17 protein-coding genes are annotated in these 17632 nt (G+C 50.9%); all 17 read right to left on the reverse strand.

Annotated features, from left to right (window positions below; genetic code table 11):
* Positions 1-231 precede the first annotated feature (231 nt).
* The 17 genes from HFP08_RS18930 to HFP08_RS19010 all read right to left on the reverse strand — a co-directional run bounded on the left by HFP08_RS18930 (position 232) and on the right by HFP08_RS19010 (position 17608).
* Positions 232-753 carry a YlbF/YmcA family competence regulator gene (locus tag HFP08_RS18930; RefSeq protein ID WP_168122175.1) on the reverse strand — a complete coding sequence of 174 codons (522 nt, stop codon included), beginning with the start codon at positions 751-753 and terminating at the stop codon, positions 232-234.
* Between the two features lie 94 nt (positions 754-847).
* Positions 848-2446: a tRNA (N6-isopentenyl adenosine(37)-C2)-methylthiotransferase MiaB gene (gene miaB / locus HFP08_RS18935; protein ID WP_168122176.1), complete on the reverse strand. Its 1599-nt coding sequence runs from the start codon at positions 2444-2446 to the stop codon at positions 848-850.
* Positions 2447-2538: 92 nt separating this feature from the next.
* Entirely contained in the window at positions 2539-3153 is a 615-nt protein-coding gene (locus HFP08_RS18940) for a TetR/AcrR family transcriptional regulator (RefSeq protein ID WP_168122177.1), read from the reverse strand.
* 150 nt (positions 3154-3303) lie between these two features.
* Positions 3304-3882, reverse strand: a complete 579-nt coding sequence (gene pduL, locus HFP08_RS18945; RefSeq protein ID WP_168122313.1) for a phosphate propanoyltransferase — start codon at positions 3880-3882, stop codon at positions 3304-3306.
* A gap of 107 nt (positions 3883-3989) precedes the next feature.
* Positions 3990-4856 (reverse strand): 2-oxoacid:ferredoxin oxidoreductase subunit beta, encoded by an 867-nt coding sequence (locus tag HFP08_RS18950; RefSeq protein ID WP_168122178.1) that lies wholly within the window; start codon positions 4854-4856, stop codon positions 3990-3992.
* Between the two features lies 1 nt (position 4857).
* Positions 4858-6591 (reverse strand): 2-oxoacid:acceptor oxidoreductase subunit alpha, encoded by a 1734-nt coding sequence (locus HFP08_RS18955; RefSeq protein WP_168122314.1) that lies wholly within the window; start codon positions 6589-6591, stop codon positions 4858-4860.
* A gap of 190 nt (positions 6592-6781) precedes the next feature.
* A complete protein-coding gene (locus tag HFP08_RS18960; protein ID WP_168122179.1) occupies positions 6782-7729 on the reverse strand; it encodes a dipeptidase in 948 nt (315 codons plus the stop codon).
* A 97-nt stretch (positions 7730-7826) separates the two neighbouring features.
* Entirely contained in the window at positions 7827-8087 is a 261-nt protein-coding gene (locus tag HFP08_RS18965) for a stage V sporulation protein S (RefSeq protein WP_006036664.1), read from the reverse strand.
* 79 nt (positions 8088-8166) lie between these two features.
* Positions 8167-8961: a TIGR00282 family metallophosphoesterase gene (locus HFP08_RS18970; protein WP_168122180.1), complete on the reverse strand. Its 795-nt coding sequence runs from the start codon at positions 8959-8961 to the stop codon at positions 8167-8169.
* 99 nt (positions 8962-9060) lie between these two features.
* Positions 9061-10608, reverse strand: coding sequence for a ribonuclease Y (rny, locus tag HFP08_RS18975; protein ID WP_168122181.1), 1548 nt, complete (start codon positions 10606-10608; stop codon positions 9061-9063).
* A gap of 185 nt (positions 10609-10793) precedes the next feature.
* Positions 10794-11507 (reverse strand): RecX family transcriptional regulator, encoded by a 714-nt coding sequence (locus HFP08_RS18980; protein ID WP_168122182.1) that lies wholly within the window; start codon positions 11505-11507, stop codon positions 10794-10796.
* An 80-nt stretch (positions 11508-11587) separates the two neighbouring features.
* Positions 11588-12637, reverse strand: coding sequence for a recombinase RecA (recA, locus tag HFP08_RS18985; protein ID WP_277345867.1), 1050 nt, complete (start codon positions 12635-12637; stop codon positions 11588-11590).
* 266 nt (positions 12638-12903) lie between these two features.
* The gene (locus HFP08_RS18990; RefSeq protein ID WP_168122184.1) at positions 12904-14151 is read right to left on the reverse strand and encodes a competence/damage-inducible protein A; all 1248 of its coding nucleotides are present in this window, start codon (positions 14149-14151) and stop codon (positions 12904-12906) included.
* A 96-nt stretch (positions 14152-14247) separates the two neighbouring features.
* Positions 14248-14823 (reverse strand): CDP-diacylglycerol--glycerol-3-phosphate 3-phosphatidyltransferase, encoded by a 576-nt coding sequence (gene pgsA / locus HFP08_RS18995; protein WP_168122185.1) that lies wholly within the window; start codon positions 14821-14823, stop codon positions 14248-14250.
* Positions 14820-16148 (reverse strand): 30S ribosomal protein S12 methylthiotransferase RimO, encoded by a 1329-nt coding sequence (gene rimO / locus HFP08_RS19000; RefSeq protein WP_168122186.1) that lies wholly within the window; start codon positions 16146-16148, stop codon positions 14820-14822. Before rimO ends, pgsA begins: the two co-directional genes overlap by 4 nt.
* Positions 16149-16177: 29 nt before the next feature.
* Complete coding sequence (locus HFP08_RS19005; protein ID WP_168122187.1) at positions 16178-16669, reverse strand: YajQ family cyclic di-GMP-binding protein; 492 nt, start codon at positions 16667-16669, stop codon at positions 16178-16180.
* A 42-nt stretch (positions 16670-16711) separates the two neighbouring features.
* The gene (locus tag HFP08_RS19010; RefSeq protein ID WP_168122188.1) at positions 16712-17608 is read right to left on the reverse strand and encodes a helix-turn-helix domain-containing protein; all 897 of its coding nucleotides are present in this window, start codon (positions 17606-17608) and stop codon (positions 16712-16714) included.
* Between the last annotated feature and the right edge of the window lie 24 nt (positions 17609-17632).

The following is a 17632-nucleotide window of genomic DNA, read 5'->3' on the forward strand; positions in this document are numbered from 1 at the left end:
TGTCACAGGGCTTCAACCTTAGGATCTCTCCACCAGTTGCCTGTCAGCTACGAGGCGACTTGGCTCTTACCTCGACCGGACTTTCACCGGCTAGTTGTGCCTAGCTTGGCTAGGCGCGCACTACAAAAAAACCCAAAATCGAAGCCATCGATTTCGGGATTTTTTTTTTGCAGTTCACCGTTAGAGCCCATTGTTGCTTTGTCGCAATGGCCTAGCAGCAATCAGCTTCATTCAGTCGCTGCAATTCTCCGGATCCTGCGCTTCGGAAGCGTTCTCGACATTAATTTTCTCCGAAACAGTATCGCGAATGCTCGATACGACAAGCTGAAGCAAATAATTAATGTCTGCCTGGCTTTGCTGGAATTCGGAAACGATTGGAATCGCGTCGAGCTCATCCTGAAGCTGCTCCATCTCTGCTTCAATCTTCTTCACCATATCCGCATTTTTGAACGTCGTTTCGAAAGCCACAACTTCCTTTTGCTTTTTCTTAATGAGATTGATCAGCGATTGAACGCGTTCGTTCTTGTTGATCTGCTGCTCCGCGCGGCGATAATGCTGAACCTCTTCCGAGGTGTAGATCGCCCCTGCAAGCTCGTTCACCTTCGCCATAATATCTTCCTTCACGATCAAATCGCGTGTGTTGAAGGAAGGGATATTTTGAAATTCGGCAGGAATGCTGCTGCAATAATCGCCTCCGGAATGCTCATGATGATGGGCTTCCCCTTGATTTGCCTTCAGACTTTGTTCTGACATGTTCATCTCTCCTATTATAGGTCGTCTTACGCTATCCAAGTTGAACTTTTGTTTCTTACAGACAGGCTGCTGCGAGAGACGATCAATCTTTTTTTCAACTTATCTGGCTTACGGCTTCTTCTTTGGCTGCGTCGATTGCATCCGCTTTAATATACCAGGTTTGAGCGTCGGTCACTCTCGCCTTAATGAAGGAACCGATCCATTCCTTCGGTCCTGCCAGGTGCACCAGCTTGTTCGTGCGCGTGCGGCCGGATAGTATTTGAGCGTTATTCTTGCTTTCTCCCTCGATGAGCACATCAATCACTTGACCGGTTAACGCTTCGTTGCTCTCCCTTGCCAAAGCGCCTAGAAGCTCGTTCAAGCGCTGCAAACGACGTTTCTTGATCTCCATCGGCACGTTGTCCTCCATGCTCGCCGCAGGCGTTCCAACGCGGGGCGAGTAGATGAACGTATAGGCGGAATCAAAGCCGACCTCTCGAACCAGGGACAAGGTGTCCTCGAATTGCTCCTCCGTCTCGCCTGGGAAGCCGACGATAATATCGGTAGAGAGCATGACATTCGGAATCGCTTGCTTAATGCGCCCGACAAGCTCGAGATACATCTCCCGCGTGTATTTCCGGCTCATCCGCTTCAGCATCTCGGTGCTTCCCGATTGAACCGGCAAATGGATATGCTCGACGAGATTGCCTCCCTTGGCCAGCACTTCGATCAGATGATCGTCGAAATCGCGCGGATGGCTGGTCATAAAGCGGACGCGCGGTATATCAATCTTCGAGATTTCATCCATAAGATCGCCGAAGAGATAGTTGATATCCTCGAAATCCTTGCCGTAGGCATTCACATTCTGGCCGAGCAGCGTAATCTCCTTATAGCCCTGCCTTGCAAGCTCGCGAACCTCCGCGATGACATCATCGGGACGCCGACTTCGCTCCTTGCCTCTCGTATAAGGAACGATGCAGTAGGTGCAGAACTTGTCGCAGCCGTACATAATGTTGACCCATGCTCTTAGCCCCTCGCGTTTCTTCGGCATGTTCTCGATAATGTCGCCTTCCTTCGACCATACCTCCACAACAAGCTCCTTGCTGAAATAGGCGCTCTGCAGAAGCTGCGGAAGTCGATGAATATTATGCGTGCCGAAGATAAGATCCACGAAGGCGTGCTTCTGCAGGATGCGAGATACAACCGATTCTTCCTGGGACATGCAGCCGCATACCCCGAGAATGAGGTCCGGCTTCTCCGTCTTCAGCACCTTCAGATGCCCCAGCTCGCCGAATACCTTGTCCTCCGCATTCTCCCGAATCGCGCATGTATTCAGCAAGATGACATCCGCTTGCTTCCTGTCCTGCGTTTCCTCGTAACCCATTCCCTCGAACATGCCTTTCATCACTTCGGTGTCATGCTCGTTCATCTGGCAGCCATAGGTTTGGACCAAATAATGCTTGCCTCTGCCCAACTCGCGCAGCTCGTCCGCAATGTTGAAATCATAATGAACCTGTATCTCTTCCTTGCCCCGCTTCTTCTCATTCTGATGAGACGGCGCGGCGTTGATCTGTATATTTCGCCCCTTGATACGAAGGGTTGTTATGCCGTCCTCTTCGCTAATGAGTTTAGCTTCCGAGAAATCGAAGTATTTCGAGTAATCCTTCTTGGTGGCACTCGCTTTCGCATTTGAAGCGTCTTCGAAGGTAGCCATATGCGCAACTCACATCCTCATACTGATATCCGAACAATCAATATATGATTATAGCATAATTACAGTCGTCACAGCCATTGCCAATCGAATGCTTATGCCATCTTTTTGCGAAACAACGGCGTAATGAGCATTTCATTGAAATGCTTCTCTACCTCAGCCTGCGTATAACCCTGGTCCTGAACCAAATGCTGATAAGTATAAGGAGACAGGAAGCCAATTAACGCATGCGCCGCAAAATTCGGATCGAGCTGCGCGCAATCCCCTTCCTGCACCGCTTGAAGCAGCAAACCATGAAGTACGCCATGAAGAAACAAATAGGGCTTGGACTTGCAAAATTCATCCTTGCTTTTCGGATGAATCTGTTCGGCTTGAATGGTGCCGAGCCACATTGCTTTATCCGCAATGAATGCGATAATCTGGCTAATTACGCTTTTCAATTTCTGATCGACCGACTTCTCCGCATTTCTCCGCAAATCATCCTCAATATCCCGGCGAAAGCTCTCGAAGTAATCGAACATCATATCCATACAGAGATCCGCCTTATTCGAATAACGACGGTACAGCGTTCCTTGACCGATTCCAGCGCCTTTCGCAATTTGATGCATGCTGACTTCTTCGACGCCGTATTCATTGAACAACCTGTGTGCCGTTTGAAGAATGGCATGGTTTAAATGATCTTTCAACCTACACTGTTCTGGAGCAGCCATTGTCCTCACTCCTTCATCGAATGCTGCGGATTCCCTGCTCCGACTTTACTCTTGCTTTGGGGTTTGCAGGATCGATTCGGACAATTGTCCCCCCAGAATCCACATATCCATTGTAGCCTTGCGGCCAGATTCGGTCAATCCAAAGCCATGTTATCCTTCATCCAGAATTTCCGCAAGCTCGCCATTCTGCACGCCTGCCGCGTTCGCTTCATCCGTATCGATATGCATGTCCAGTGCAAAATTGTCCGACACCCTCGCAATCACATGCTCGAACACAACGCCGCGTTCTCCTCCGACGCGAACTCGCAGCTGCTGCTTGTCGGCTACTCCGAATTTCTTCGCATCCTCCGTATGAAAGTGAATGTGACGGGCGGCAATGATAACGCCTTCCTCCAGCTCTACTTCTCCGGCCGGTCCTTGCAGCTTGATTGCCGCCGATCCTGCGATATTGCCGGACTCGCGAAGCGGGGGATTTACGCCGAGGGCGAACGAATCCGTGCGCGATATCTCTAACTGGGACTGCTTTCTAACCGGTCCCAATATACGAACCTTGGCGAACGAGCCCTTGGGACCGATGACGGCAACCGTTTCATTCGCGGCGAACTGTCCCGGCTGGGACAACGGCTTCATGATCGATAGCTCGGCCCCTGCGCCGAACAATTTCTCCACATGCTCTTGCGTCAAGTGAATATGTCTTGCGGATACGCCAACCGGCACTGTTTTCTTCATCATTCCTACACATCCAATCTGTCAATGATAAGCGAGGCTGGTTGCCTCTACCGTCAATGAAATGCAAAACATGCGGCTGCAAAGCAGCCGCATGTCAAGTGTAGCATTTATTTAAACTCGGCTACAAGCTCATTGAATTGCGCCTGGCTCAGAGTTAAGTCCTGCTTTGACAGTCCTTCCGGTTGGAAGCCCGCAATCATATCCTCATATGCCTTTCGTTCTTTGTTCTGATAGATGAGACCGGTGAGCAGGCCGCCCGTTTCCATAATCTTGTTCATAGCCGCGATTCGGTTGGACGCGTCATAATCCGGGAATTGCTCGAGATTAACGATATTTTCCTTGAACCAGTCATACGTGTTCACCTTATTGAAGGTCACGCAAGGACTGAAGACATTAATGAGCGAGAAGCCTTCATGCTGAATGCCCTGCTCGATCAGACTCGTTAGCTGCTTAATGTCGCTGGAGAAGGACTGCGCGACGAAGGTCGCGCCTGCCGACATCGCGATCTCCAGCGGGGAAAGCGTCGACTCAATCGAGCCTTGCGGCGTCGATTTGGTTTTGAAGCCTTCTCCGCTTCTAGGCGATGTCTGACCCTTGGTCAGCCCGTAAATCTGGTTATCCATGACGATATAGGTAATGTTCAGATTTCTTCTGATCGCATGAACGGTGTGACCCATGCCGATCGCGAAGCCGTCGCCGTCGCCGCCGGAAGCTATAACCGTCAATTCGCGGTTCGCCAGCTTAACGCCCTGCGCGATTGGCAGCGCGCGTCCGTGAATGCCATGGAAGCCGTACGCGTTAATATAGCCGGAAATTCTGCCGGAGCAGCCGATGCCGGAAATGACGGCAAGCTGTTCAGGCTCCAGTCCGACGGCCGCCGAAGCGCGCTGTATCGCTGCTTGAATGGAGAAGTCGCCGCATCCGGGACACCAATTCGGCTTGACATTATTGCGGAAGTCTTTAAATGTTGCCATATCAGTTCAGCTCCTTGCAGGCTTTATAGATTTCAAGCGGCAGGAACGGATTCCCGTCGTATTTCAGCATGCTTTCGATCTTCTCCGCGCAGCCTGCGTGCATCTTGATCTGCCCGGCCAATTGCGCAGTCGCATTGTTCTCGATGACAAGCACCTTCTTCGCTTGCTCCAGATAAGGCTTCAATTGCTCTGTCGGGAACGGATGAATTTGACGGACCGTAATATGATTGGTCTTGATGCCATCCTTCTCAAGCAGCTTGCGAGCAGCATCGATCGTGCCGCCGGTCGATCCCATGCCGATAATGAGCAGGTCGGGCTTCGCTTCCTTCGCGTCGACTCGTATCGCGTCGCGAATGGCAAGGTTGTTCAGCTTGTTCAGTCGTTTATCCATCATACGCTGACGATTGCCCGCATTCTCGGATGGACGGCCCACTTCATCATGCTCGACGCCGGTCACATGATGCAGCCCGCCGATTTCGCCTGGCAATATTCTCGGAGACACGCCGTCCTCCGTGAGCTCGTAACGCTTGAACAGCTCGTTCGCTTCAAGAGTCGGCGCCTCAGCAGTGAGCTTGCCGCGGTCAATAGCGATTTTATTATAATCTAGCGGTTCGCAGGATTGCTTGCCGAGCGAAAGCTGCAAATCCGTCATGACGATGACCGGCACCTGATATTGCTCGGACAGATTGAACGCTTCGATCATATCGTAGAAGCAATCCTCTATGGAAGCGGGAGCAATGACAATTTTCGGAATTTCGCCGTGCGTACCGTATACCATCGCGTTGAGATCCGATTGTTCTTGCTTCGTCGGCAACCCCGTCGATGGACCGCCTCTCTGCGTATTCACAATGACAAGCGGCGTTTCCGTCATTCCGGCAAGCCCGATCGCCTCCATCATGAGGGACAAGCCCGGTCCGGCCGATGCCGTCATGGTGCGCACGCCTGCGTAATTCGCTCCAATCGCCATCGTAACGGCCGCGATTTCATCCTCGGTTTGCACGACTGTTCCGCCGAATTTCGGCAGCTTCTTGATCAAATATTCCATAATCTCCGAAGCTGGCGTGATTGGATATGCCGCCATAAGCCGGCAGCCCGCAGCCAGACTTCCGAGACCTATCGCTTCGTTGCCGATCATGAACAGCTTCTGCTTGCCGTCGGCTTCGTCCAGCTTGAACGCGTCAAGCGGACCGCCCGCCTGTTCAAGCACGAATTCGGCGCCGTTCTTGACGGCTTCGATATTCTTCTCGACGATGGCCGCTCCCTTGCGTCCGAACTCCTCCTCAACCGCCTTGTTGAATACATCAAGCGGCAGACCAAGAAGCGCCCATGAGGCGCCTGAGGCTACCATATTCTTCATTAGAGATGTGCCCAGACCCTCCGCGATCTTGGTGAACGGCACAGCGAACAGCGTCGCGTCTATTCCATCCGGAATGACCGGACTGAACTTCGCGTCCGCCACCACAACGCCGCCTGCGCGAAGCTCTCCGGCATTCAAATCGATGCTCTCTTGATCGAATGCGACCAGGATGTCGAGATCATCCGAAATTGCGCGAATCGGCTCCGTGCTGATTCGAATTTTGTTATTCGTATGACCGCCTTTGATACGCGATGAGAAATGACGATAACCGTATAAATAATAGCCCAAACGATTCAGTGCTGTGGAGAAGATTCGGTCGGTGCTCTCTACGCCTTCGCCTTGCTGGCCGCCGATCTTCCAAGACAATTGACTAATCAGAATGTCCATCTCCTCTGTCAAATGAAAATACGAATGCCGGAAACCTGCAATAAGCCCAGCCTATTAGGGATGCAATGTTAATGATCACACCAAGTGTAAGGGCATCATCTGCAAATTGCAAGATGTAAACGTTTAGCAAAGCATAGTTTGTTGCGATGGATATGATACCGTTTGGAGATGGAACCTCTAATCAGCCACCCGTCAACTGACTTCTCAGGAAAGCGAGCGCATTGTTATGCATAAAGCCCTTAACCTGTTCTTCCGTATAATTCTGCAATAGCGCCTCCCGCAGCGTCTCCACCTGTCCGGGATGAGTCAAGCCCGATATATGCGAAGCAATGCCGTCGAAATCGGAGCCGAGCATGATATACGGCTCACCGCCAAGGCCGCACATATAATCGATATGACGCAGAAGATCGGAGATTTCGACAGTTTCTTTGCCGGCGGCTACGAAATAAGGCACATACGTGACGCCTACCCTTCCCCCATGGGAGAATGTCGCCTTCAACTGATCGTCCGTCAGATTTCTCGGATGATCGCATATTGCCTTGGCATTGGAATGAGAAGCGATGAATGGCCGCTGAGCGAGTCCCTCCACATCCCAGAAGGCTTGTTCGGATAGATGCGACACATCCACGATGATGCCCAGACGCTCGCATTCTTTCACGAACTCTCTGCCCCTCAGCGTTAATCCGCCTCCTCTTGGCTCCATCACGCCGTCGGCAGCCCAATTCGCATGATTCCAGGTCAGACCCGCGGCGCGCACGCCAAGCCGGTGAAGAAGTCGCAGAAGAGACAGATTGCCTTGCAAGCCCCCTACGCCCTCAAGCGACAATAGCGCCCCTGTCTTGCCCTGCTCCAAACAAGCTTCCAAATCTGCTGCAGTGCGAACCAGCATCATTCTCTCGCAGCTCAGCACCTTCTCATAGAAGATGTCGATGCTTTCCAGAATCGGAACCATGTCGCCATCCTGCTCCGGCGGGATAAATATCGCAAAGGTTTGCAGCAGCGTACCCGCTTCGCGCAATCTCTCATACGTAACATCCATTACGCCTTCATTCTCTGCTTCGTCAAAGGTCAGCGTTTTATTCTCAAGCATTTTCAATAAAGCGTCGCAATGGAAATCAATTATATTCATGCTTGTCCACTCTACCTTTCTGCTATGAAATGAAAAAAACAAAAAACCTGTTTACTTTAAAATCGCAAACAGGTTCATAGACAATAATCCGCGGCATTCAGCGCGGCTCTACAATTAATTTGATTGCTGTTCGATCCTCGCCATCTATGACGATGTCCGTGAAGGCTGGAATACAGATCAGATCCACTCCGCTAGGTGCAACAAATCCACGGGCAATCGCGACCGCTTTAATCGCTTGATTGAGCGCTCCGGCGCCGATCGCTTGAAGCTCCGCGCCTCCACGCTCACGTAGAACGCCTGCCAACGCGCCGGCAACAGAGTTCGGATTCGACTTGGCTGATACCTTTAATACATCCATGAAAAGTACCTCCCCTAGAATGTTGGATGGATTCCACTTCTAAAATACTATTCGAGGAAAGGAGAAAGATTCCTGCTTTCTACATCACAAGCCATTCATCTTCGGTTAATCTGATTTTGGTAATTTTCGTAGCCGAGCCCGTCGCTTCGTCAATTTGCAGCGATAAGCCATGCAGATGCCACTTGCCTTCATCCACCACGAACCTCGATGGAAGCTGAGTAAGAAAGCGATGCAGCACCGCCGCCTTCTCCATGCCAAGCACGCCTTCCTTGGAGCCGACCATGCCCACATCGGTAATATAAGCCGTTCCGCCAGGCAGGATCGTCTCGTCATTCGTCTGTACATGCGTATGCGTGCCAAGCACGACGGAAGCTCTTCCGTCCAAATACCAGCCCATCGCGATTTTCTCTGATGTCGCCTCGGCGTGGAAATCGACCAAAATCGCTTTCGTAGTCTCTCCAGCCTCCTCGATTAATTCATCCGCCTTGCGGAACGGACAATCAATCGGCGGCAGGAACGCGCGACCTTGTATATTAATGATGGCCAGTTTTTTTCCGTTGGCGGCGATAATCGCCATGCCTCTGCCGGGCGCTTCCGAAGAGAAGTTGGCCGGTCTTACGATTCTTGGCTCGTCGTCGATCCATTCGAAGATATCTTTGTTGTCCCAGGTATGATTGCCCATTGTAATCCCGTGAACGCCCCATTCGAAAAATTCTTTCGCAATGGCTTTTGTGATGCCTCTTCCCGCAGCCGCGTTCTCGCCGTTGACAATAATTATATGCGGATTGTATTTATCCTTAAGAGCAGGCAATACCTGCTTCAATGTCTTCCTGCCTATATTCCCCACAATATCTCCAATAAACAGCACATTCATCGCAAATCCATCCTTTTTTCAATAAGTGGCCTTAAATTGTTTCTTTCATGCAGAAAAGTGGCTGACTGGCAGCCACTTTTCCGAAGGTGTATTTCTTTCTTATTTCGCGTATTCCACTGCTCTTGTTTCACGAATAACCGTTACTTTGATGTGACCCGGATAATCGAGCTCGCTTTCGATTTTCTTCGTAATGTCGCGAGCAAGACGGAATGCTTCCGTGTCGTCGATCTTCTCCGGCTGCACCATAACGCGAACCTCACGGCCCGCCTGGATGGCATAGGATTTCTCTACGCCTTCGAAGGATTCCGTGATGGCCTCGAGCTTCTCCAGACGTTTGATGTACGTCTCCAGCGTCTCGCGGCGCGCTCCCGGACGAGCGGCAGATAATGCGTCCGCTGCTCCGACAAGCATGGCGATAACGGAAGTCGCTTCCGTGTCGCCGTGATGGGAAGCGATACTGTTAATCACAACAGGGTGCTCCTTGTACTTCTTGGCAAGTTCCACGCCGATTTCGACATGCGAGCCTTCAACCTCATGGTCAAGCGCCTTGCCGATATCATGAAGCAGTCCGGCTCTCTTCGCGAGCGTAATATCCTCGCCAAGCTCCGCTGCCATCAGTCCCGTCAAGTAAGCCACTTCCATGGAATGCTTAAGCACGTTCTGACCATAACTTGTCCGATACTTCAAGCGGCCAAGAATTTTGATCAGATCAGGGTGAATGCCGTGAACGCCAACCTCGAAGGTCGCTTGCTCGCCGTATTCACGCACGCGTTCATCAATTTCCTTGCGCGACTTCTCGACCATTTCTTCGATTCTTGCAGGATGGATACGACCGTCTGCTACTAGTTTCTCTAGGGATGTTCGAGCAATTTCACGTCTGATTGGATCAAATCCCGACAAAATGACCGCTTCCGGTGTATCGTCGATAATGAGATCGATACCGGTCAATGTTTCCAAAGCGCGGATATTTCGGCCTTCGCGTCCAATAATGCGGCCTTTCATCTCTTCATTAGGCAAGGTTACAACCGATACGGTTGTTTCCGCCACATGATCGGCTGCACAACGCTGAATAGCTAGCGAAATGATGTCCCGTGCCTTCTTGTCAGCCTCTTCCTTCGCTTGTTGCTCGATATCTTTGATCATCTGCGCAGTTTCATGACGCACTTCCTGCTCTACATTGCTCAATATAATCGATCTTGCTTCTTCCATAGACAAGCTTGAAATACGTTCCAGTTCGCTTAGCTGCTGCTTGTAAATAGAATCAATCTGATCTTGCGTTTCCTCGATTCGTTTCTCCTTGTTGGCAACAGTTTCTTCTTTGCGCTCCAGCGCGTCTAATTTTTTATCAAGCGACTCCTCTTTCTGAAGCAGTCGTCTTTCCAGACGCTGTACTTCATTTCGCCGCTCACGAATGTCCTTTTCAGCTTCCGCACGTAGTCTGTGGACTTCGTCTTTCGCCTCAAGTACGGTTTCCTTTTTCTGTGCCTCCGCTTCCTTCTTCGCGTTTTCTATGATTTGGACAGCAGCTTGTTCAGCACTTGAAATTTTCGCCTCGGCAATCGACTTTCGATAAAAATAACCAATCAAAAAGAATAATGCGCCAACAAGGATACAGGCGAGGATCAAGATCCAGATGTTAACATCCATCTTGTTCACCTCCTTGCTGCATACACCAAGGCATTTGCCCCGTGATGTTATTAGGTTTTTAACCGGTTTCGATACCGTCTCATCATGTACCATTTTGACGAAAAAAATCGATTCGAATCAACTTTTGGAAGGAAAATTGATTCTAAAGTAGAAAGAATACAACCTCATTTTATCTTTTCGCAAATTCAATTGTCAAGCAAAACGCCATCATCTTCCTCATCATCGATTGATTCCGTTCCCAAGTCCGCTGTTCTGATCGCATCTCTGACAATATCTCCTGGAAATCCTCTTCGAAGCAGAAATCCCATAAGCTTGCTTCGTCTCGTCCTCGCGTCGCCCTTCAGCGATCTGCTCTTCTTGCTAGCAAGAACGCGGGCTGCGGCAAGCTCTTGCTCGCGATTGAGCTCCGAGAGCGCTTCTGCCGCAGCGGCCTTCGATATGCCGCGTTGCTGCAGCTCGTGTCTGATCATCAGCCTGCCCTTCTGGCCGGATGACATTCTGCTCTCCGCGAATTGTCTCGCATATCCTTCATCATCAACAAGTTGCTCGGATTCTAAACGGTCCAGAGCCGCTTCAATATAAATTTCTTCTAGTTCTTTCCTGATCAAATATTGCTTAATTTGCTTTCTTGTCCTCTGTTTCAAACCAAGATATGCGATTCCGAGCAAATACGCCCGATATCGCTCATCTTCTTCTCGAATCTCCCTCGCTTGCTCAGCCGATACGATCTGATCCTTCATCAGCCGATGACGAATCAGAAGATCTTCATGAAGCGACAGATAGGGCTCGTCCGAATAATCCCCGTACAGAAGATATCTTCGTTTTTCCTTCTTATCCCGTTTTACCGATGTGATTGTCCATTCTTGTTTTTCTTGCTTCCCCTCATCTTCCTTGGTCATCTTGGTTCCCCCTAACAACAGCATCGCCGCTCTCGGAAGAGAGCGGCGATGCTGGACGATATGCCATTCAGGTTATTCGATTAATCCAGTTCGTCGAACTCCTCGTCTTCCTCTTCTTCCTGGAAGTTCGCCGGCGTGGCAGTTGCCGACAGATTGCTTGCATCGCGAATTTGCTTCTCAATCTGAGCTGCAACTTCCACATGCTCCTTCAAGTATTGCTTCGCGTTCTCGCGTCCTTGTCCCAAACGCTCTCCGTTGTAGGAGAACCAGGCGCCGCTCTTCTGCACGATATCATGCTCGACGCCGATATCGATCAGACTGCCTTCCTTGGAGATGCCCTCTCCATACATGATATCGATTTCCGCTTGCTTGAACGGAGGCGCGACCTTGTTCTTCACAACCTTGATCCGCGTGCGGTTGCCGACCATGTCATTGCCTTGCTTCAACGTCTCGATCCTTCTGACATCAAGACGTACGCTGGAGTAGAACTTCAACGCGCGTCCGCCTGGCGTTGTCTCCGGATTTCCGAACATGACGCCAACCTTTTCGCGAAGCTGGTTAATGAAAATCGCAATCGTTTTTGATTTCGCGATGGCGCCGGACAGCTTTCTCAGCGCCTGCGACATCAAACGCGCTTGCAGACCTACATGGGAATCCCCCATATCGCCTTCGATCTCGGCCTTTGGCACGAGAGCGGCTACGGAGTCGATGACGATAATATCGACGGCGCCGCTGCGCACAAGCGCTTCCGCAATCTCAAGCGCTTGCTCTCCCGTATCCGGCTGCGACAAGAGAAGGTCGTCAATATTGACGCCAAGCTTGCTCGCATAGAGCGGGTCGAGCGCATGCTCCGCATCGATAAAAGCGGCTTGTCCGCCGACGCGCTGCACTTCGGCAATCCCGTGAAGCGCAACCGTGGTCTTGCCGGAAGATTCCGGCCCGTATATCTCAATAACTCTTCCTCTTGGCAATCCGCCTATTCCAAGAGCGATATCTAAAGCAAGCGAACCGCTGGGAACGGTTTCCACCTGCATGTGAGTGGATTCACCTAATTTCATAATGGAACCTTTACCAAATTGTTTCTCGATTTGACGCAATGCGTTATCCAAAGCCGCGCGACGATCCGCCAATATACTCACATCCTTCACCATTTATAATAGTATGATACCTTATTTCATGCTGGTTGCCAACATTTTTTTCGAACACACATTCGCTATTTTTCTCGAACACGCGAAGAGCGTCAGAAGCGACATTCCAGCGAAAACATAAAAAACCGCAGCAAAGTAATCTTCGCCACGGTTCTTCCGATAACTACAGCTATTATAGCGCCGTCACCATCATTTGACAACCACTTTGAGGAATTTTCTGCGAAATAATCGAAAACCATCGAAATCGATTATTGCTGAAGCGATTGCCATAAGCGGTAAAAGGCCGCTTTCACCGCGCGCAGACGAATCATTCCCCGGCCGCCGCTAAGATGAGTAGTATGCACCTTCGTCGGCTTTCCTTTCTCGGCGATCGCAAAATAAACGAGACCGACCGGTTTTCCTTCCGATTCGGCTGGACCGGCGACGCCTGTCAGTGCGATGCCAAAATCCACGTCGAGCAGCGCTCTGACATTCTCCGCCATCATAGCCGCCGTTGATTCGCTGACGGCCCCGGGCGCTCCTTCTCCCTCCAATTGCGACATCGGAATGCCGAGCAGAACATGCTTCATTCGATTGGTGTATGTAATTACGCCGCCTGCATACTCGCCGCTGCTTCCCGGCACATTGGTGACCATTTCTCCGAGCAGACCTCCGCTGACGCTCTCAGCGCTCGCCATTCGGCGTCCAGAGCTTCTAAGCAGTCTAACGATCGCTTCCTCGATCGGAATGTCCTCCTGAGCATACAGGAAGTCTCCTGCCCTGCGCATGATTTCGTTCACGCTGACATCAAGCTTGCCGTCCGCCTCCTCGGGCGTATAGGCCTTCGTCGACACTCGAATGGCCACCTCGCCTTCCTTCGCATAAGGCGCGATCGTTGTTTCTCCCTGAGATTCAATCAAATCCATCAGCTCGGCTTCCAGATTGGATTCGCCAATTCCGGCGAACTTGAGAAGCCTGGAATAGAGCGGCCGTTCTTCTCCGAGCAGGGATCGAAGCCAATCCGTCCCTGCGCCGTCCAGCATTGGCTGCATTTCCTTCGGCGGACCGGGCAGCAGCATATAATAAGTTCCATCGACCGCAAGACCGTTGCCAACCGCCAAGCCTGTCGTATTCTCCAGCGGCACGCAGCCTTCTATCATCATCGCTTGCTTGCGATTGCTTTCTACCATGGCCATGCCGCGCGAGGAGAACAGCTTCTCGATCTTCTCCATGGAGGGCTCGTGCAGCATAAGCCGCCGATTCAAATAAGCGGCCAGCACATCCTTCGTCAGATCATCCTGCGTTGGTCCCAGGCCGCCTGTGAATACCAGCAGCTCCGCTCTGCTTCTGCCAATCTCGATGGCTTCGCGCAGTCGTCCGGGATTATCGCCCACCACGGTTTGGAAATACACATCGACGCCAAGCTCGGCAAGCTTTATCGAAATGGCCTGAGCGTTCGAATTGACAATTTGTCCAAGCAGCAGTTCCGTGCCTACCGCAATCATTTCCGCTTTCACCTTGATTATTCCCTCCTCTGCGCAAGTCACGCGTATTGTCTGTTACCATGTATGGAATGAAAAGCACTCACCGCCGGAGCGAGGAGTGCTTCTACATTATTCTACCGGTATAAGCTGCTTATTCTTCACGAAATAATCAATGCCGGAGTATACCGTTATAAGGGCCGCCGCCCAGCTTGCGATGACATCAAAGGGAAAATCAATAAGAGCAAACGGGAAATTATTGATTAATATGGATATAATCATCGTGATCTGAATAGCTGTTTTCCATTTGCCCCATTTGCTTGCAGCCATGACCGAGCCTTCGAGCAAAGCGATCTGGCGAAGACCGGTTACGGCGAACTCGCGGCTAATGATGACGATCGCGATCAAGGCGTTCGTCTTATCCATCTCCACCAGGGAAATAAGCACGGCGGCCACTAGAAGCTTGTCGGCAAGCGGATCGAGCAGCTTGCCCAAATTCGTCACAATCTTGTTTTTTCTCGCGATATAGCCGTCAAGGCCGTCGGTGCTTGCCGCCACGATGAAAATAATCGCAGCTACGATCTGGTTATACGTAATGGAGAAATCATTAAAGCTCAGAGATCCCAAATCAACCTTGATCAACAAGAAAAACATGATGATCGGAACCAGGAATATGCGTGCAAGCGTAATACGATTAGCTAAATTCAAGCGATTCCCTCCCCGGACAGGTCGAACTCGTAAGCATGCGTCACGCGAACCTTCTGTATGTTGCCGATGCCGGAGGAGCAATTCGAGATGAATACCTCGCCGTCAATCTCCGGAGCGTCATACATCGAGCGTCCTACGTAGATATCGCTTCTGCCGTCATAGCGTTCAACCAATACATCGATTTCCTTGCCGATATATCTGCTGCTGTTGTCGCGGGATACCATTCTCTGAATTTCCATCAGCGTGTTCACTCGCCACTCCTTGACCTCGTCGGGAACATGATCGGGAAGTCTTACGGCAGGCGTGTCTTCTTCGCTCGAATAAGCGAATACGCCAAGACGGTCGAACTTCATATCCTTCACGAATTCGCACAAACGCTCGAAGTCCTCCTCCGTTTCACCGGGAAAGCCCACGATCAAGCTTGTGCGTAGAGCGACATCCGGAATCGCGCTGCGAATTTTCGCAACGAGCTCGCGGGTATCGCGCTGCCTCCCGGGTCGGCGCATTCTTTTCAGAATGATATCTTCGCTGTGCTGAAGCGGCATGTCGATGTATTTGCAAATTTTCGGATTCGTTCGAATCGCTTCTATCAATTCGTCGGTGAAGAAGCCCGGGTAAGCATAATGCAACCGAACCCACACAATACCTTCCACTTGACTGACCCTGTTCAGCAATTCGGGCAGCATGAAGCCGTCATACAGATCCGTTCCGTAATTCGTTGAATCCTGGGCGATCAAGCTTATTTCCTTTACGCCCTGTGAAGCGAGCAGTTCAACCTCCGCGACGATGGACTCCATGGACCGGCTGCGGAAGGCGCCTCTCATAATCGGAATGCTGCAGAAGGTGCATGCATTGTCGCAGCCCTCGGCAATTTTCACGAAGGCCGAATAACGCGGCGTCGACACCATTCTGGGAAGCTTCTGTTCATAGTTGAATATCGGATTGCCGACTCGAATCGGCTTCTTGCCATGAAGCGCTTCGTCCACAATTTCCGTAATGTTGTGGAAATCACCCGTTCCGACGATACCGTCAATCTCCGGCATTTCCTCCATTAATTGCTGCTTGTAACGCTGCGTCAAGCAACCGGATACGATTAAAGCCTTGAGCCGCCCCGTTTCCTTCTTGTCGGCCATATCCAGAATCGTATTGACGGACTCCTCCTTTGCTGCATCGATAAATCCGCAAGTGTTGACGATTATAACCGTTGCGTCATCCGCTTCTTCCACGAGACGATAGCCTCTCTCATGGATCAGGCCTGACATAATTTCGGAATCCACCAAATTTTTCTCGCAACCCAAGGTAACAACCTTTACTCGCTCACTCATGTTTAATCCTTCCAATCCCTTCTATCCGCTTACCTGTAATTTGTGAATTGAAGCTCGACCGGAAGATCGGCGCCGCGAAGCATATGCATAACGGCCTGCAGATCATCGCGGCTTTTACCTGTCACGCGAATTTGATCGCCTTGAATCTGACTCTTCACCTTCAGCTTGGAGTCGCGAATCATAATATTGATTTTTTTCGCCACATCCTGCTCAATGCCCTGACGCAATTTAATGCGCTGCTTGACGGTGCCGCCCGAGGCGCCCTCGATCTTCCCATAGTCCATGTTCTTGATTGGAACGCCGCGTTTTACCATCTTCGACAATAGAATATCGATCACGCTCTTCAGTCGATATTCGTCATCGGAGCCGACAACCAGCTCCTCCTTCTCCAGCGCAATGCTGCTCTTGCTTCCCTTAAAGTCGAATCGGTTCTCAATCTCCTTCTCCGCTTGGGAGATGGCATTGACAAGCTCCGGCATCTCCACCTTCGACACGATATCGAACGAGCTTTCTGAACTCATTATGTACACTCCCTTCCCTACTATTGAAATGAGTGACGGCTTCTATTCACTCCCAATAGATCCGCCCGACTCGCTTCCTTGGCTATTTGTATTGGTTTCTTTCAACGGCTGAAGAAGCATCGTCTTCTTGCCAGCCTTGTCAGTGTCCGGAACAAGCACGCCGTCTACGCGAATTTCCGCAAAATCGGCACGTCCCACGTTGATGTACAAGGTGTCCGTCAATTCATAAGTCTGTACGGAGCCCTCTTGCGCATTAGCGTAAAAGAGCTTTTCACCGGAAGTGCCGCCAGAGCGAACCTCCACCCAGCATTTTCCTGAAATTTTAATTTCAACGGTGTGAGCGACTCCGGCAGGACCGATATCATATTGGTCGGAAATGCCCACCTTGCTGTTGAAAACAACCGTAGTCGGCGGCGCGGTTGGCGGCGGCGGAGTTGGCGACACGACTGCGTCGTCTGTCGGCGATCCCGTTCCGTCCGTCGCGTTCGGCTCGCTGGATTGCTCGGTAATTGGCGTATCATCGGCCGTTCCTGGCGGATCGGACTTCTTGTTGATCGCATAATACCATATTACCAACACAATTAAAACAAGGAAGCTCCACATCAAAACATTGAAGCCTATTTTGCCGAGTTTCTCTGATTTCTGAGATTTCATCTTTCTCGGTTTGCGCGCGGGAATAGGCTCCGCAGCCTGCTGAATGTTCGGAGCAGGCACTTCATGTTTATATAAACGCAGAACTTCGTCCGGCTCAAGACCGACGGCTTCCGAATAATTTTTCACAAAAGCGCGAACATAGAACGTTCCCGGCAGCACACGGTAATCGCCCGTTTCGATCGCTTCCAAGTAGCGTTTTCTTATCTTCGTCACTTCCTGTATATCGTCCAGCGATAAGCCTCGCTCTTCTCTTGCTTGACGAAGCAATGCGCCTAGATCAGACATGATAACGCCTCCTTTCTATACAAC

The organism is Paenibacillus sp. HB172176 (genome assembly GCF_011947265.1).
Taxonomy (GTDB): domain Bacteria; phylum Bacillota; class Bacilli; order Paenibacillales; family Paenibacillaceae; genus Pristimantibacillus.

Excerpts from the sequence above, each read along its gene's own strand:
- HFP08_RS18940 (WP_168122177.1), bottom strand. The coding sequence starts at position 3,153 with ATGGCTGCTCCAGAACAGTGTAGGTTGAAAGATCATTTAAACCATGCC.
- HFP08_RS19010 (WP_168122188.1), bottom strand. The coding sequence starts at position 17,608 with ATGTCTGATCTAGGCGCATTGCTTCGTCAAGCAAGAGAAGAGCGAGGC.
- rimO (WP_168122186.1), bottom strand. The coding sequence starts at position 16,148 with ATGAGTGAGCGAGTAAAGGTTGTTACCTTGGGTTGCGAGAAAAATTTG.
- HFP08_RS19005 (WP_168122187.1), bottom strand. The coding sequence starts at position 16,669 with ATGAGTTCAGAAAGCTCGTTCGATATCGTGTCGAAGGTGGAGATGCCG.
- pduL (WP_168122313.1), bottom strand. The coding sequence starts at position 3,882 with ATGAAGAAAACAGTGCCGGTTGGCGTATCCGCAAGACATATTCACTTG.
- HFP08_RS18980 (WP_168122182.1), bottom strand. The coding sequence starts at position 11,507 with ATGACCAAGGAAGATGAGGGGAAGCAAGAAAAACAAGAATGGACAATC.
- miaB (WP_168122176.1), bottom strand. The coding sequence starts at position 2,446 with ATGGCTACCTTCGAAGACGCTTCAAATGCGAAAGCGAGTGCCACCAAG.
- HFP08_RS18960 (WP_168122179.1), bottom strand. The coding sequence starts at position 7,729 with ATGAATATAATTGATTTCCATTGCGACGCTTTATTGAAAATGCTTGAG.
- HFP08_RS18970 (WP_168122180.1), bottom strand. The coding sequence starts at position 8,961 with ATGAATGTGCTGTTTATTGGAGATATTGTGGGGAATATAGGCAGGAAG.
- HFP08_RS18965 (WP_006036664.1), bottom strand. The coding sequence starts at position 8,087 with ATGGATGTATTAAAGGTATCAGCCAAGTCGAATCCGAACTCTGTTGCC.
- HFP08_RS18950 (WP_168122178.1), bottom strand. The coding sequence starts at position 4,856 with ATGGCAACATTTAAAGACTTCCGCAATAATGTCAAGCCGAATTGGTGT.
- HFP08_RS18930 (WP_168122175.1), bottom strand. The coding sequence starts at position 753 with ATGTCAGAACAAAGTCTGAAGGCAAATCAAGGGGAAGCCCATCATCAT.
- rny (WP_168122181.1), bottom strand. The coding sequence starts at position 10,608 with ATGGATGTTAACATCTGGATCTTGATCCTCGCCTGTATCCTTGTTGGC.